This window comes from Deltaproteobacteria bacterium, assembly GCA_026712905.1.
Taxonomy (GTDB): Bacteria; Desulfobacterota; Binatia; order UBA9968; family JAJDTQ01; genus JAJDTQ01.
In genome coordinates, this window is record JAPOPM010000115.1 from 1 (window position 1) to 15,897 (window position 15,897).

Annotated in this window: 16 protein-coding genes; 11 read left to right on the forward strand and 5 right to left on the reverse strand. The window is 65.7% G+C overall.

Annotated features, from left to right (window positions below; translation table 11 throughout):
* On the forward strand, positions 1–1,179 hold a 1,179-nt coding region (locus OXF11_08805), incomplete at its 5' end, for a translational GTPase TypA (protein MCY4487198.1).
* A gap of 17 nt (positions 1,180–1,196) precedes the next feature.
* On the opposite strand, the gene OXF11_08810 is transcribed toward OXF11_08805, so the two are convergent.
* Positions 1,197–2,615, reverse strand: a complete 1,419-nt coding sequence (locus OXF11_08810; protein ID MCY4487199.1) for an MFS transporter — start codon at positions 2,613–2,615, stop codon at positions 1,197–1,199.
* A gap of 489 nt (positions 2,616–3,104) precedes the next feature.
* Here OXF11_08810 and OXF11_08815 point away from each other — a divergent pair, with 489 nt between their 5' ends.
* From OXF11_08815 to OXF11_08830, 4 genes are all read left to right on the forward strand, one after another.
* Entirely contained in the window at positions 3,105–4,118 is a 1,014-nt protein-coding gene (locus OXF11_08815; protein ID MCY4487200.1) for a TRAP transporter substrate-binding protein, read from the forward strand.
* 26 nt (positions 4,119–4,144) lie between these two features.
* On the forward strand, positions 4,145–4,672 hold the full coding sequence (locus tag OXF11_08820) for a TRAP transporter small permease (protein MCY4487201.1): 528 nt from the start codon (positions 4,145–4,147) through the stop codon (positions 4,670–4,672).
* Positions 4,669–5,973, forward strand: a complete 1,305-nt coding sequence (locus OXF11_08825; protein ID MCY4487202.1) for a TRAP transporter large permease — start codon at positions 4,669–4,671, stop codon at positions 5,971–5,973. The genes OXF11_08820 and OXF11_08825 overlap by 4 nt, the downstream gene beginning before the upstream one ends.
* 70 nt (positions 5,974–6,043) lie before the next feature.
* On the forward strand, positions 6,044–6,754 hold the full coding sequence (locus OXF11_08830; GenBank protein ID MCY4487203.1) for a hypothetical protein: 711 nt from the start codon (positions 6,044–6,046) through the stop codon (positions 6,752–6,754).
* Positions 6,755–7,032: 278 nt separating this feature from the next.
* Here OXF11_08830 and OXF11_08835 read toward each other — a convergent pair whose 3' ends face one another.
* The gene (locus tag OXF11_08835) at positions 7,033–7,239 is read right to left on the reverse strand and encodes a DUF2628 domain-containing protein (GenBank protein ID MCY4487204.1); all 207 of its coding nucleotides are present in this window, start codon (positions 7,237–7,239) and stop codon (positions 7,033–7,035) included.
* Between the two features lie 216 nt (positions 7,240–7,455).
* Here OXF11_08835 and OXF11_08840 point away from each other — a divergent pair, with 216 nt between their 5' ends.
* Complete coding sequence (locus tag OXF11_08840; GenBank protein ID MCY4487205.1) at positions 7,456–7,656, forward strand: type II toxin-antitoxin system VapB family antitoxin; 201 nt, start codon at positions 7,456–7,458, stop codon at positions 7,654–7,656.
* Positions 7,657–7,664: 8 nt separating this feature from the next.
* Positions 7,665–8,060 carry a PIN domain-containing protein gene (locus tag OXF11_08845; protein MCY4487206.1) on the forward strand — a complete coding sequence of 132 codons (396 nt, stop codon included), beginning with the start codon at positions 7,665–7,667 and terminating at the stop codon, positions 8,058–8,060.
* 31 nt (positions 8,061–8,091) lie between these two features.
* Here the strand turns inward: OXF11_08845 and OXF11_08850 are convergent, their stop codons facing one another.
* Genes OXF11_08850 through rnhA form a run of 3 tightly spaced genes read right to left on the reverse strand, consistent with a single transcriptional unit; the run spans position 8,092 to position 10,918 of the window.
* Positions 8,092–9,144 (reverse strand): DUF933 domain-containing protein, encoded by a 1,053-nt coding sequence (locus OXF11_08850; protein MCY4487207.1) that lies wholly within the window; start codon positions 9,142–9,144, stop codon positions 8,092–8,094.
* 54 nt (positions 9,145–9,198) lie between these two features.
* Entirely contained in the window at positions 9,199–10,359 is a 1,161-nt protein-coding gene (locus tag OXF11_08855) for an ATP-binding protein (protein MCY4487208.1), read from the reverse strand.
* A 55-nt stretch (positions 10,360–10,414) separates the two neighbouring features.
* A complete protein-coding gene (rnhA, locus tag OXF11_08860; protein ID MCY4487209.1) occupies positions 10,415–10,918 on the reverse strand; it encodes a ribonuclease HI in 504 nt (167 codons plus the stop codon).
* 413 nt (positions 10,919–11,331) lie between these two features.
* On the opposite strand from rnhA, the gene OXF11_08865 reads away from it, so the two are divergent.
* From OXF11_08865 to lysW, 4 genes are all read left to right on the forward strand, one after another.
* Positions 11,332–12,801, forward strand: coding sequence for an aldehyde dehydrogenase family protein (locus tag OXF11_08865; protein MCY4487210.1), 1,470 nt, complete (start codon positions 11,332–11,334; stop codon positions 12,799–12,801).
* Positions 12,802–12,849: 48 nt separating this feature from the next.
* Positions 12,850–13,881, forward strand: coding sequence for an amidohydrolase family protein (locus OXF11_08870; GenBank protein MCY4487211.1), 1,032 nt, complete (start codon positions 12,850–12,852; stop codon positions 13,879–13,881).
* Between the two features lie 177 nt (positions 13,882–14,058).
* Positions 14,059–15,444, forward strand: coding sequence for an aspartate aminotransferase family protein (locus OXF11_08875; GenBank protein ID MCY4487212.1), 1,386 nt, complete (start codon positions 14,059–14,061; stop codon positions 15,442–15,444).
* 192 nt (positions 15,445–15,636) lie between these two features.
* Positions 15,637–15,801: a lysine biosynthesis protein LysW gene (lysW, locus tag OXF11_08880; GenBank protein ID MCY4487213.1), complete on the forward strand. Its 165-nt coding sequence runs from the start codon at positions 15,637–15,639 to the stop codon at positions 15,799–15,801.
* Positions 15,802–15,897 lie beyond the last annotated feature (96 nt).

Genomic DNA, 15,897 nt, shown 5'->3' on the forward strand with positions numbered 1-15,897 from the left:
CCGCTGGCCATCGGCCGCGTGGTGGACGGCACGGTGCGGCACCGGCAGCCGGTGACCCTGTGCCGCCGCGACGGTTCCCAGACCCCGGCCGCGGTGGCGGAGCTGTTCATCTACGAGGGCGTCGGCCGGGTCCCGGTGCAAATCGCGGGCCCCGGAGAGATCGTCGCGCTGGCGGGAATGACCGGCATCGGGCTGGGCGAGAGCATCGCCGACGGCGAGGATCCCCAGCCGCTGCCGGCGCTCGACGTGGAGGAACCCACGCTGTCGATGGAGTTCTCCATCAACGACTCGCCGTTCAGCGGCAAGGACGGCCGCTACCTGACCTCGCGTCACCTGCGGGCGCGACTGCTCAAGGAGGCGGAGCACAACCTGGCGATCCGGGTGGAGTCCATCGAGTCTTCCGACCGCTTCCTGGTGTACGGCCGGGGAGAACTGCAGCTCGCCGTCCTGATCGAACAGATGCGGCGGGAAGGGTACGAGTTCTCGGTAGGCATGCCGCGGGTGTTGACCCGCACCGTCGACGACGCGGTCCATGAGCCCTACGAGCTGGCTCTCATCGAGACCGATGAAGAGCACCAGGGAATCGTCGTCCAGAAGCTCGGCACGCGCCGGGGCGTCCTGGTCAAGCTGGCGGACCGTGGTTCCGGAAGGGTCCGTCTGGAGATCGAGGTGCCCAGTCGCGGGCTGATCGGTTACCGCACCGAGTTCCTCACCGACACGAAGGGCACGGGAACCCTCACCCACATGTTCATCGGCTACCGTCCCTGGGCGGGCGACATCGTCCATCGGTCCAACGGCGCGCTGGTTGCCGACCGCAGGGGCCGTGTGACCGGCTATGCGATGTTCAACCTCCAGGAGCGGGGCGAGCTGTTCGTCGGCCCCACCGAGCCGGTGTACGGCGGCATGCTGGTGGGACAGAGCAGCCGCGACAAGGACCTTGACGTGAACATCACCAAGGAGCGGAAGCTGACGAACATGCGGTCTTCCGGCCTCAAGGGTATCGAAAAGATCGTGCCGCCCTTACGCATGTCCCTGGAGCAGGCCATCGAGTTCATCCGCCAAGACGAACTGATCGAGGTGACGCCGTGCAACCTCCGGCTGCGGAAACGCCATCTCGACCCCAACGAACGGAAGTACCACGCGCGCCGGGTGGAGGACTCGCTCCAGGCCGCGGGATAGTCAGACCGGCGGCAACTTTAACGCGTCCCCTCCGCTTCGTCCTCCACGTGCCGTCCCAATAGCCTTACCTCCGCCCCCGCCAGCATTTCCCGGAGCTTTCCCCGTATCGCCCACAGGCATATGAGCGACGGGATCACCATCAGCGTGGTGATCACGAAAAAAGTGGCCCAGTCTCCCTCCAGCCAGTCCACCAGGGCGCCGGAGGCGCCGGCCAGGATGGTGCGTCCGGCGGTGCCGATGGAGGCCATCAGGGCGTACTGGGTGGCGGTGTAGGTGCGGTCCACCAGCATGGAGATGAAGGCCACGAAGGTGACGGTGGCGAAGGCGCTGGTGAGGTCGTCCACGACCACGGCCGCGGCGAACAGGGCCTCGGACTTGCCCACCCAGAACAGCACGGCGAAGAGCAGGTTGGTGGCGGCCATGGCGATGCCCGACAGGAACATGGCCCGGATGAGGCCCATGCGGATGGCGAAGAACCCGCCCAGCACGGTAAAGCCCACCGTGGTGACCCAGCCGAGGCCCTTGGAGTAGAGGGCGATCTCGGACTTGGAGAAGCCGATCTCCCGGTAGAACAGGATCGACATGCGCCCCATGAAGGCTTCGCCGATCTTGAACAGGAAGATGAACCCGAGCACGGTGAGGGCGATGGCGACGCCGTTGCGCCGGAAGAAGCTCGCCAGCGGGCTGACCACGGTGCCGCCGAGCCACGCGGCGGCGTGGCCCATCGGGCCGGCCACCCCGAGAGTGGACGCGATCCGGTCCTCCTCCGCGGCCTGCGACGCGATGCGTTCCGCCGTGCCCTGCTCGTGCACGAACAGCAGGCCGATGTTCGTGAGGATCACCACCGCGCCGAGGACGAGGAAGGTGGCCTGCCAATAGTCCTCCACCCCGGCGTTCTGGAAGGCGGTGGCGGTCTCCAGCGCGATGATGCCGCCGAGCTTGTAGCCGGTCCACCAGCCTACCACCGCGGTGGCGGCGCCGGCGGCCATGGCTTCGCCTTCGGTGGTGCCCACCTGCTCGATGCGCAACGCGTCCACGGCGATGTCCTGGGTGGCGGACGCGATGGCGATGGTGAGGCCGATGCCCACCACCCAGCCCAAGTTGGCGGTGGGGTCGGCGAAGCTCCAGAGCGCGAGGGACACCACGATCACGGCCTGCAGCGTGAGGATCCAGGCGCGCCGGTGGCCGAGCTTGCCGGTGAGCCACGGGATGCGGATGCGGTCGATGAGTGGCGCCCAGAGGAAGTTGATCGCGTAGACCCCGAAGATCAGTCCGGCGAAGCCGATGGTGGTGCGGCTCAGGCCGTCTTCCTTGAGCCAGAGGGTGAGGCTGCTGCCGATGAGCACCCAGGGAAACCCGCTGATGATCCCGAGGAGGAAGATGCGCGCCATGCGCCGCTCCCAGTACACCGCCAGCGACTCGATGATCTTCTGCATGGGGCTCCTTCGGGTTGGGGTGTCGGCTGTCCTCCAGAATTGAATATAACGGACGCGACTCCGGAACAGAATCGAGGCAACGACGTGCCACAGTCGTCATTCCCACGCTCCCTGCGTCATTCCCGCCCCCCGATCCGTCATTCCCGCCCCCCGATTCGTCATTCCCCCCCCCGATTCGTCATTCCCCCCCCGATTCGTCATTCCCGCGGAAGCGGGAATCCAGGGGTGGCGAGGCGGGGAAACGCCGCTGCGGTACCCCACCACCGCCCCTGGATTCCCGCTTCCGCGGGAATGACGAATCGAGGGGCAGGGAATGACGAATCGAGGGGCAGGGAATGACGAATCGGGGGGCGGGAATGACGAATTCCGTAGCCGTCGCGCGTTTGACACTTCTCCGGCTCTTCGGCTAGTCTGCGTGCCGCTGCCGGCAATCGCCTGGCGGGCATGCAAATCGGTGAAAACGTGCGCATTGCGAAAGGAGAACGGACCATGTCCTCATTCCTCAAGGTTTGTTTCGAAAGGTTGGCGCTGGCGTTGGTGGTTGGAGGCCTGCTGCTGGGGGCCGCGGCGTCGGTGCAAGCGGCGGAGCTCAAGCTTGCCCACTTCACCTCGCCCAAACATCCCATGGACCGGCTGGTGATGCGGCCGTGGGGCGAAGAGGTGGCCAAGCGCAGCAATGGCTCGCTGACGGTGCGGATCTATCCCGGCGGCGAGCTTGGCAAGGGGCCGGTGGCCCAGTACAAGCGGGCGGCGGACGGCATCGCGGACATCACCTTCGGCCTGCAGGGGTACAGCTCGCCGCTGTTCCCGAGGACGCTGTTGGTGGAGCTGCCGGGCATCGCGCCGGACGCGGTGGTGGCCACCAAGATGCTGTGGAAGGCCATCGGCGCCGTCCAGGGCGAGTACACCCGGACCAAGGTGCTGGCGCTGTGGACCAATGACAAGGCGGTCATCATGACCCGCAACAAGGCGGTGCGGACCCTGGACGACGTCAAGGGCATGAAGATCCGCACCCCCTCGAAGCTCCAGGGCGACATCATCAAGGCGCTGGGAGCCACCCCCGTGGCCATGCCGGTGACGCGCATGTACAACGCCCTCAAGACCGGCGTGGTGGACGGGCTCATGGTGGCGCCGAGCGTCATCCGGAGCTTCAAGATCGGCGAGGTGGCCAAGTACTACACCGTCGGGCCGTTCGCCAACACGGCGTTCTTCCTGGTGATGAACAAGAAGGCCTACGACGGCCTCTCGGCGGAGCACAAGAAGATCGTCGACGAGACCTCGGGCCAGGCCTTGAGCGTCAAGGCGGCCGGCATCTACAAGAAGGCCGGGGCGGGCGCGCTGGCGGGGGAGAAGAAGAGCGGCCGGGGCGAAGTGATCACGCTGTCGGACGCCGAGGACAAGCGCTTCCGCAAGGCCCTGAGCGGGGTCCGGGCCGCGACCGTCAAGGCTCTCTCCGCCAAGGGCATCGACGCGGAGAAGATCCTCGCGGCCATGGGCGGATAGGCCGGCCGTCCGGCTTCGCGTAATCCATGAGTGAAGAATCGCGTGCCGCGTTGCCGGGGACCGGGGTGGCCGACTGGACCACCCGGCTCCTGGCCTACGCGGCCGGGGCCGCGCTGCTGTGGCTGATGCTGCTGACGGTGGTGGCGGTGGTGATGCGCTACGTCTTCAACGCGCCCATCCTGGGCGCGCAGGACATCTCCGAGCTGAGCCTGGCCGTGGTGGTGTTCATGGGGATCCCCTACTGCGGCTGGACCGGCGGCCACGTGGCCGTGGACCTCATCAGCACGGTGGTGGGGGAGAGCCGGCTGCGCTACACCGACACCCTGATGCGGTTCCTGGGGGCGGCGCTGTTCGCCGTCGTCGCGTGGCAGGCCATGGGGCAGGGGTTCGACGCCGTGGAGTACGGCGAGGCCAGCAACCTCGTGGAGATCCCCCACTATCCGTTCGTGTTCCTGATGAGCGTCGGCTGGCTTCTGTTCGCCCTGGTGCTGCTGCTCCAGGCCGCCGCCGGCATCTTCCGGGCTCCCCAGACTCCCCAAGAGAAGGCTGAATGAGTCCCACCGCCGCGGGTCTTGTGGGATTGGCGGGTCTGTTCGTGCTCCTGGCGCTCAGGATGCCCGTGGGCATCGCCATGATGCTCGTGGGCGTGCTGGGGTTCGGCGTCCTCAACGGCTGGGGGCCGGCCCTGGCCGTGCTCGGCAGCGAGCCCTTCGTCATCGCCACCAACTACGAGCTCATCGTCATCCCGCTGTTCGTGCTGATGGGGAACTTCGCCACGGTTTCCGGCATGAGCCGCGACCTCTACGCCGCGGCCTACGCCTGGTTCGGGCACTGGCGCGGCGGGCTGGCGTCCGCCACCATCGCCGCCTGCGCCGGGTTCGCCGCCCTCTCGGGCTCTTCGGTGGCCGCGGCCGTGACCATGGGCAAGGTGGCGCTGCCCGAGATGCGCGCCTACCGCTATGATTCGCGCCTTTCCACCGGCGCCATCGCGGCTGGCGGCACCCTGGGCATTCTCATCCCGCCCAGCACGGGCTTCGTGATCTACGCCATCCTCACCGAGGAGTCCATCGGCCGCCTGTTCCTGGCCGGGTTCTTCCCGGGACTGCTGCTCACCGCGCTGTTCATCCTGTCGATCTTCATCCAGACCCGCATCAACCCGGACCTTGGGCCGCCCGGGCCGGCCTCCACCGTCATGGACCGCATCCGCGCTTTCCGCCAGGCCAGCGCCATGATCGGCGTGGTGGTGGTCACCATCGGCGGCATCTACGCCGGCCTGTTCACCCCCACCGAGGCCGCCGGCGTGGGCGCCTTCCTGGCGGCCCTGCTGGCGCTGGCGCGGGGCCGCCTGACGGTGTCTTCGTTGTCGTCCCTGGCGCTGGAGAGCGTCCGCACCACCGCCCTGGTGTTCCTCATCCTGGTGGGCGCCCACATCTTCAACCCGTTCCTGGCGCTCACCCACATCCCCTCGGATCTCGCCGAGCTCCTGGTGGGCATGGAGCTGCCGCGGGTCGCCGTCCTCGCCATCCTGCTGGCCGCCTACATTGTGCTGGGCATGTTCCTGGAGGGCTTCGCCATGCTGGTGCTCACCCTCCCCATCGTCCACCCCATCATCCTCACCCTGGGCTACGACCCCATCTGGTTCGGCGTGGTCATGGTCATCGTCCTGGAGATGGGCCTCATCAGCCCGCCCGTGGGCGTCAACGTCTTCGTGGTCAAGGGCATCGCCGAAGACGTCCCCATGAGCCGGATCTTCGCCGGCATCTTTCCCTTCTGGATCGCCATGGCCGTCTGCCTCGCCATCCTGGTGGCCTTCCCGGAGATCGCGCTGTTCCTGCCGAATACGATGATTCAGTGAGGAATGGAAGGCGGACGAACTGCGGCGGGCCTTCGAAGCTGGCGAAGATGCTGAAAGCCGGCTGGCTGTGTTGCTGCAATCCGAGGAGGGTGACGGGGTTGATGTCGAGGCGTTCTGGGAACGGGTGGCGACCAACCTTGCCGCCCGCCGGCTCCGGTTGTTGTTCGTTGCCGACTGGATTCCCGACGAGTTGGCTCGGGTGGTGGAGTTTCTGAACGAGCAGATGCCGGACGTTGAGGTGCTGGCGGTGGAGATCAAACAGTTCCGGGGTGCGTCGCATACCACACTGGTGCCTCAGGTCATTGGACGCACCGTCGCGAAGCTGGGCGTTCGGCCGCGCGGTAGCAGGATACGTGCACTCGACGAATTCTATGGCCGTTTTGTAGACAGCTCCGTCGCCCGGCGTCTCATAACCGCCGCCGAGAATGCCGGTGCCGAAATCTACTTGGGGGTACAGGGTGTCTCGGTTCGAATAGCCTGTTCGTTCCAGGCGTCTCCGATCAGCGTGGCTTGGTTTTACCCCTCAGCGCAGATCTGGTGGGCGGGCACTAAAGGGTTCACTTTCGGCACCACCAACTGGGTCAACTTTCCTGCAGAAGCCCGATCTATTGTTGATGAAATGCACGGTTGGTTTGAGTCGCAAACCTTTGCCGAGAAGATAGGCGGCACATCGCAAAACTCGATAACGGGATGGGCGATTGACCCGGCGGTCGCCGCGCAGCATGTTGATGTACTGGCCGAGAGGCTTGCGACCACGATTTCCGGGTTACGACAGTGTTAGCGCTCGGTGCGGGCTCGCTCAATCATTTGTCGTCATTCCGGGCTCGACCAGGGATCGGCAAGCGGGGTGTGTGGCGGATGCGCCTGACCGGCGCGGCCTACCTCACGATTCCTTCCGGCGGGATCGGGTCATCATCCCCGTCCGAAGCCATATGCGCGGCCAGCGCACCGTCGGGCGTCCTCGCCTCCACGATTGCCACCGGTTCGTATCCCGACTCTTGCAGTCGCTTGAGCCGTAGCTCGTTTCCCTTCGCGCCCATCATGACGGAAATGAGCAACTCACCGAGCAGCCAAGCCTCCGGGATCGAGCTCGCAAGGATCCCGAACAGGAACACGAATCCCGAACAGGAACACGATCACGCCAATCAGCCATAGCTTCTTCACGAACGCCCAGATCCAGGTGAAGAAGAAGGCCGGCCAGCTCCAGCCGTTCTTGACGACTTCATAGCCCGAAGTTGCGTGTCGGAGGATGGAAAACTTCTTCATTCAAAAGACCTCCATGTCTTGTTGGGACGTAGTCCTTGATGACGAACAGGTCAAGCCGTTTCGACTGCGGGAAGGTAGGATCTCGTGAGCAACTCGCTTCGATGAAGGTCCTGGAGAAGCATGCCTGGGGTCGGGTATGGGGCTGGCGGTGAATGTTTGTTGACAATGTACTCTAATGCTGCTCAAGTTGTGTAAGGTTATGTGTAGGAGTGGTTCATGGCGACAAACTTGGCGATAGATGTGGACCTGTTGGAGAAAGCCCTGAAAGTCGGGGGTGAAAGGACGAAGAAGGCCACCGTCAACAAGGCACTGCAGGAGTTTATCGCGCGGCGAGAACAGGAACGGCTGCTCGAGCTCTTTAGTCAATTCGACTGGGACGACAACTACGACTACAAGCGTGAACGGACGCGTACGTGAGGCTGTTCGTGGACACCAGCGTCTGGTCGCTTGCTCTTCGTCGAAATCGGCCCTCTGAAGAGCCGGAGGTTCAGCGTTTGCGGGATGCACTCGGTGGCGGCGAGGCTGTTCACACCACGGGAATCGTACTGCAGGAACTGTTGCAGGGTTATCAGGGAGCCAGAGCCCGCACGGAGATAATCGAGCGTTTCGCGGCGATTCGCACGATCGAACCGAACCGTGACGACTATATCGCCGCTGCGGAACTGCGCAACGAATGCCGCCGGCACGGTGTCCAGGTCGGTACCATAGACGCGTTGCTTGCTCAGCTTTGCATCCGGCATGATCTAATCATGCTGTCCACGGACCACGACTTCGTCCACGTCTCGGATTGGACACCGCTTCGGCTCTGGCTTCGCTCGTGACCCCGCCGGCCGTCGCGCGTTCTTCCGACGGTCACACATTGAACCGGATGTGCATGACGTCCCCGTCCTGCACCCGGTATTCCTTGCCTTCCAACCGCAGCTTGCCTGCCGTGCGGCAGCCGGATTCGCCCTTGTGTTCGATGTAGTCGTCGTAGGAGATGACCTCGGCGCGGATGAAGCCGCGTTCGATGTCGGAGTGGATCTTGCCGGCGGCGTTGACCGCGGCGGTGTCGCGGGCGATGGTCCAGGCGCGCACCTCCATGGGGCCGGCGGTGAAGAAGCTCATGAGGTGGAGGTGGTCGTAGGCGTAGCGGATGAAACGGTCGCGGGCGGTTTCGGAGAGTCCCAGTTCGGACAGGAAGTCGGCGCGCTCGTCCGGGTCGAGCTGGGCGATCTCCATCTCGAGCTTGCCGCACACCGGCACCACGGTGAGGTTTTCGGCCTCGGCGTATCCCGCCACGTCGGCGGGCAGGGGCTCCTGCAGGGCGTCCTCGCCGGTGTTGTAGACCACGAGCAGCGGCTTGCCGCTCAGGAAGGCGAAGCCCGACAGCAGGGTCCGTTCCTCGGGCAGGAACTCCAGTCCGCGCAGGGGCCGTTCCTCCTCCAGGATGCCCTGGCAGCGTGTCAGAAGGTCCAGCTCGCGCCGGTGGTCCTTGTTGGCCTCCTTGCGGATGCGCTCCAGGCGCTTCTCGATGACCGACAGGTCCGCGAGAATCAGCTCCACCTGAAAGGCGTTGAGGTCCCGCACGGGCGCCGGCGGCTCGTTGGCCAACGGGTCCTCGAAGGCCCGCACCACCTGCGCCAGGGCGTCCACTTCCCGGAGCTGCGCCAGGGACTGGTTTTCGAGGGCGGCCTTGCGCTCCTGCGACGGCGGAAAGTCCAGGAAGGTGACTTCCGCGTATTTCTTGTCCTTGGGATGGACGATCTCGCTCAGCGCGTCCACGCGCGGGTCCGGCACCTTGACCACGGCCATGGCCGCCTCGTGGCGCGTCTCGAAGCCCCCCACCTCGGTGCTGAGGCCCGTGAGGGCGTTGTAAAGGGTGGTCTTGCCTGCTCTTGAGAATCCGGTGAGTCCGACTTTCATGGACTCTAATTTAACATCGGGCGGGATTATTCATAGGGAGGAGGGTCGGCGACCTCACTCCGGCAAGGGAGAGAGTGTCGCATCAAGGTCGGCCGCGGGTAACGCCCGGATGCCCGGCGCCATCCGGTAGCTTCGCGTGCCGGCGTGCACGACGTCCAGCCGTTCAAGGCCGAGCGTCTCGAAGGCGATGCGCATGGACGCCGTCACCCGGGGCGCTTCGGCGCGTTTGACTTCGAACCCGTACCGCCGGTTGCCCGCCAGTATCAGCAGATCGAGTTCCGCGCCGGCGTGGGTCGACCAGTGGTAGCACTGCTCGGGACGGGCGCCCAGCAGGTGAATGACCTGTTGGACCACGAATCCTTCCCAAGACGGCCCGACGACAGGGTGGGAGACCACGTCTTCGCGCGTCGTCAGACCCAGCAGTGCATGTAGCAGGCCCGAGTCGTTGATGAAGACCTTGGGCGAGCGCACCTGCCGCTTGGCGATGTTTTCGTGCCAGGGCTGCAACTGCCGGACCATGAACACCGAGGTGAGAAGGTCGAGGTAGCGTCGGACAGTGGTGTGGGATACGCCGAAGGCGCGGCCCAGCTCCGCGCCGTTCCACAACCGGCCGTGCCAGTGGGCCAGCATCGTCCAGAAACGGTGCAACGTTGTGGAAGGAATCAGACTGCCGAGCTCCGGCACGTCCCGGGCCAGGAAAGTCTGGATGAAACCATCACGCCAACGGCGGCTCGCGGGAGCGGAGGTGGCAAGATACGAACGCGGGAACCCGCCGCGCAGCCACAGCCGCTCCAGGTCGTCCACCTCGTCGAGTCCGAACCCATCCAGTTCGTGGAACGCCACGCGCCCCGCCAGGGTTTCGGAGGTTTGGCGGAGCAGTGTGGGCGAGGCGCTCCCCAGCACGAGGAAACGCGCCGGGGTTCCAGGCCGGTCCGCCAACACGCGCAAGAGGGGAAACACTTCCGGTAGCCGCTGGATCTCGTCGAGGACCACAAGCCCCCGCAGCGGGCGCAGCTCCAGACCCGGATCGGCCAGACGAGTGAGGTCGACGGGGTTCTCCAGGTCGAACCATGCCGACGGGCCTTGCCGGGATTCGATGAGTTGCCCGGCCAGCGTGGACTTGCCGACCTGTCGGGCACCCAGCAACGCGACCACCGGGAACTCGTCCAACAACAATGCGACACGCCGGAGATGACGTTCCCGTGCGAGTTCCATCACCTTGAAATATGATCGATGGCTGCACAGATTTCAAGGGAAACCGCAATGCTTCTTAGCGCCGACGACCCCTCGATCCGGGATGGCCGCGCTCGTAGACTTCATCCCGGGCCAGGTCCGCTCCGCGCGCGGCGGTCACCGCCAGCTCGTCGCAGCGTTCGTTCTCCGGGTCGCCCGCGTGGCCCTTGACCCAGCGGTACTCGATCTCGTGCCGTTCGGACAGCTCCAGCATCTCGGCCCAGAGGTCGGGATTCAGCGCGGGCGCCTTGTCGCCCTTCCTCCATCCCTTCGCACGCCAGCTCTCGGCCCATCCCTTGGACATGGCGTCCACCACGTAGCGGGAGTCGCTGTAGAGGGTCACGCGGCACGGTTCCGTGAGGGAACGGAGACCGGCTAGAACCGCCATGATCTCCATGCGGTTGTTGGTGGTCCTGCGGTATCCGCCGCTCAGCTCCCTGCGGGTAGGCGTAGCCGTATTGTAAAGGAGCACGGTCCCGTAACCACCCGGACCCGGGTTCCCGATGCACGCGCCGTCGGTATAGATGGTGACTTGTTTCATGTTTGTCTCATGTGCTTCGCCAAGCTCGACAGGAGTATAGTGTGCTGTGACGCGGCACACTAGCCCCCGGATCGTCATTCCCGCGAAAGCGGGAATCCAGGGGTTGGGCGGGGTGAGCGACGTGTTTCTTCCCCCACCACCCCTGGATTCCCGCTTTCGCGGGAATGACGATCCGGGGGCGTGACAATTCAACCAGTCTTCTGCGGCGCTGGCTCCTAGCGGACGAACGCTTGACACGGAACCGCATGTCTTTTTTAATCCGACACACGCCCGACGCGGGTGGCCCTGGTCGTAGACCCGCGCCGTAGTGCACGCCATCGACAGGCCCTGCGACATGGCGCGGCGACGTTCTTGCGAAACCGCCCGCGCCCGAATTCGCCACTGGCGCACCACACCGCTCCAAGGAGACGCGCATGCAAACCGGTTCTTTCATCAACGGGGAATGGTACCAGCCCAGTTCCGAGCGGCGGGTCCGCAACGTCAATCCGGCCGACACCCGCGACGTCATCGCGGAGTTTCCCATGGCCACGGCCGCGGACACGGAACGGGCCATCGACGCGGCCGCGGAAGCGTTCCAGGGCTGGCGCAAGACGCCGGGACCGGAGCGCGGCCGGGTGATCTGGCGCGCGGCGGACATCGCGCGCCGGCGCGTGGACGAGATCGCGGAGTTGATGACCCGCGAGGAAGGGAAGATCTTCAAGGAGGCCCGCGGCGAGGTGCTCAAGGGGATCTCGCTGCTGGAGTACAACGCCGGCGCCGGCTACCGGCTTGGCGGCAAGACCCTGCCGTCCGAGGCGCGCGATACCTTCACCTACACCATCCGCCAGCCTATGGGCGTGGTGGGACTCATCGCGCCGTGGAACTTTCCTTGGGCGATTCCGGTGTGGAAGTCGGCGCCGGCGCTGGTGGCGGGCAACGCCGTGCTGCTCAAGCCTGCGTCCCTGACCCCGTCCACGGCGGGCCTCCTGGCCGAGGTCTACGAGGAAGCCGGCATTCCCAAGGGCGTATTCAACGTGGTGGTGGGCTCCGGCGGCGACGTGGGCGAGACCATCGTCAACTCCCGGCGCATCCCGGTGGTGTCGTTCACCGGCTCCAACGAGATCGGCAGCGACCTCTACGTCAAGGCGGCCTCCCGCGGCGCCAAGGTCACCTGCGAGATGGGCGGCAAGAACGCGGTCATCGTCATGCCCGACTGCGACCTCGACAAGGCGGCCGTGGCTATCCGTGACGGCGCCTTCGGCTCCACCGGCCAGCGCTGCACCGCCACGTCCCGGGTCATCGCCATCGGCGACACCCGCGGCGAGCTGGTGGCCCGGCTGGAGGAACACGCGAAGAAGATCCGCGTGGGCTCGGGCCTGGACGCGGACGTGGACATGGGGCCGGCGGTGGACGAGGGCCAGTGGAAGACCGACCTGGAGTACATCGAAATCGGCAAGCAGGAGGGCGCCCGGCTGGTGACGGGCGGCAACAAGCCCAAGGGGCTGGACCACGGTTTCTACGTAGAACCCACGGTGTTCGACGACGTCACTCCCGACATGCGCATCTTCCGTGAAGAGATCTTCGGCCCGGTGCTGTCGGTGGCCGCGGCCTCGGACCTCGATGAGGCCATCCGGTTCGCCAACTCCGTGGACTTCGGTCTCACCACTTCCATCTTCACCCAGGACGTGGACAAGGTCATGCGCTTCGTGGAGGAGGTGGAGACCGGCATGGTGCACGTGAACGAGCCCACCGTGGGCGGCGAGGCCCAGCTTCCTTTCGGCGGCATCAAGGCCACCGGGGTGGGCGAGCGCGAGATGTCCGAGGAGGGCCTCAACTTCTTCACCGAGCTCAAGACCGTCTTCATCAACTACTCCGGCCAGTCCGGACGGCTGATGATCCGCTGAGGCGCGACAACCCCCGCGCGTATCGAATCCGGATAGTGGAGGCTGATCATGGAATGTGAACACGCTATCATCGACGCCGACGGCCACGTGGTGGACCAGGACAAGGACCTGCGCCGCTACCTGCCCGCTCCCTGGAACGAGAAGGACTGGACCCGGGAGTATTACCTGTTCCCCCTTACCGACGGCTGGATGCGCGGCATGTCGTCGCGCCACAAGGCCGAGGTGCCGGACGCGGCCAACTGGCTGAGCTTCCTCGACGAGTCGAAGATCGAGCAGACCATTCTCTATCCCAGCAACGCGCTGTTCCACGGCCAGATCCGGAACAAGGGCTGGGCGGTGGCCGTTGCCCAGGCCTACAACGACTGGCTGTACGACTGTTTCGGGCGCCAGTCGGATCGGCTCAAGGGGGTGGCGCTGCTGCCGGTGCAGGACATCGACGCCGCGGTCGCGGAACTGCGCCGGTGCGTGGACGAGCTGGGCATGGTGGCGGGTGTGATCCCGTCGGTGATGGCGCCGCTGGTGGGTCTGGGCGGAAGCCAGTTCGACCCCATCTACGCGGAAGCGGAGCGGCTCGACTGCGCCCTGGCGGTCCACGGCGGTCCGGTGGCGGGCCTGGGCCTGGACATCTTCGAGAGCCTGGCCGAGGCGCGGCCCCTGGAGCACGCCATGCCCCAGATGGTGCAGATGATGAGCATGATCAACGCCGGCGTGTACGACCGCTTCCCCAACCTGCGGGTGGCCTATCTGGAGTGCGGCACCGGCTGGGTGCCGTTCATGATGGACGCGCTGGACGAGAACTGGGAACGGCGCGGCCACGCGCTGGCGGTGAAGCAGCGCCCCAGCGACATCATCCGCGGCGGCAACATCTTCTTCACCTGCGAGGTGGACGAACGGAGCCTGCCGTACGTGCTGGAGCAGCTCGGCGGGGACCAGGTGCTGTGGGCCTCGGACTATCCCCACGAGCGGGCGCGCTCGGAGTTCTTCCACGATCTGCCGGACTTCTTCGCACGGGAGGACGTCAGCGCCGATGTGCGCAAGAAGATCCTGTGCGACAACCCGAAGCGCTATTACGGACTGTAGGACCGTGCCAGGACTGCGTTCATCCTTCGACTTCGCTTCGCGAAGCCTGTCCTGAGCCCTTCGACAAGGCTCAGGACAGGCGTAGCGAAGTCGAAGGACGCCATTTTCAACGGGCGCCATTGCCACAAGCGCGCAGCACCCCAGGACCGTGCCCAGAAGACTGAATAGGACCTCACGATGAATCCGCCCGACACCGTCGATCTCGAACGCGCCGCGGCCATGAGCCGCGCCGACCGGGACCATCTCGTCCACGGTTTCGTGCCGCTGTCGAGGCACCAGGCCGACGGCGTGCCGGTTTTCGTACGGGCGGAGGGGATCTACTTCTGGGACTCGCTGGGAAAGCGCTACATCGACGGCCTCTCCACCCTCTGGAACGTCAACGTGGGCCACGGCCGGAAGGAGATCACCCGGGCGGTGGCGGACCAGATGGACCGCCTCGCCTACGCCCCTACGCTCATCGGGCCCACCTCGGAGCCCACCGTCCGGTTGGCGTCCCGGCTCGCGGAGATGGCGCCGGAAGGTTTGACCCGGGTGGTGTTCACGTCCGGGGGCTCGGAGACCAACGAGAGCATGATCCGGCTGGTGCGGGCCTACTGGAAGGCCAAGGGCCAGCCCCAAAGGACGCGGTTCGTCACCCTGAACCAGGGCTATCACGGCTCCTCCAGCGGCGCCGCCATGCTGACCGGAATACCGCTGTTCAACCAGCAGATGGAGCCGGGCCTCCCAAACGTGCATCACATGGCGCGGCCCCACTGCTACCGCTGCGAGCTGGGGAAGACCTGGCCGAGTTGTCAGCTTGCCTGTGCCGACGAGCTGGAGCGGCTGGCGGAGCGTGAAGGCCCGGACGCCATCGCGGCGTTCGTGGCCGAGCCCGTCCAGGGCGTGGGCGGCGTCATCGTACCGCCCGAGGGATGGCTGGCGAGGATTCGGGAAATCTGCGACCGGTATGGTATCCTCATGGTCTGCGACGAGGTGATCACCGGCTTCGGCCGCACCGGCAGCCTGTTCGCGTGCGCCGGCGAGGGTGTCACGCCGGACGTGCTGGTCACGGCCAAGGGCATCACCAGCGGTTATCTGCCGCTGGGCGCCATGCTGTTCCGGGAAGAGCTCTTCCAGACCCTGCTGGCCAAGGCGGACGACGCGTTCTACCACGGCTACACCTACACCGGACATCCGGTGGTATGCGCCGCGGCGCTGGCCAACCTCGACATCATCGAGCGCGAACGGCTGGTGGAGCGGGCGGCGGAGTTGGGCGCATACATGCAGGATCGCCTGGCGACGCTGGCGGACCTGCCCATGGTGGGCCAGGTGCGCGGCCGGGGGCTCATCGCCGCGGTGGAGCTGGTGAAGGACAGGGAGACCCGGGAGTCCTTCGCGGTGGACCAGCAGGTGCCGCGGCAGGTCTATGACGAGTGCCTCGCCCATGGCCTGTTGCTGAGAGTATGTGGCACCCATGCCCTGGCGGTGTGTCCGCCGCTGGTGGTCACGAAAGAGCAGATCGACGACATCGTTGGAATCTTGCGCAACGCCATCACCACGGTCGCGAAGGCCGTCCTGTCATAACCGCGACAGCCGCATCCCGCTTGGTGGGCTGTCTCATGGAAGTGTTGGCGAAGATGCATGCACAGGGGCGACCGGCGGCCGCCCTCCCTGGCCCGGCATCCGTAGGGGCGACCCGCGGCCGCCGCCGTGGCCCGGCTCCCGTAGGGGCGACCCGCGGTCGCCCACTGAACGATTACGAGGAGGTAACCGCCGATGGCTGAATGTCCGGTTTGCGGAGCGGAATTGGCACTGGAGGATGACGCGGTGGAGGGCGAGCTGATCACCTGCGCCGACTGCGGCACCGAGTTGGAGGTCACCAGCCTCGATCCTCCGGCGGTGGAAGAGGCGCCTTCGGAAGAGGAAGACTGGGGGGAATGAGCTTGAAGATAGGTTTGCTTCATTCACTGGTCCGGCCCGAGGAGAAGCTTCTGATCAAGGAGTTCCGGAAGCATTCCGGCGTGGAACTCCAAATGA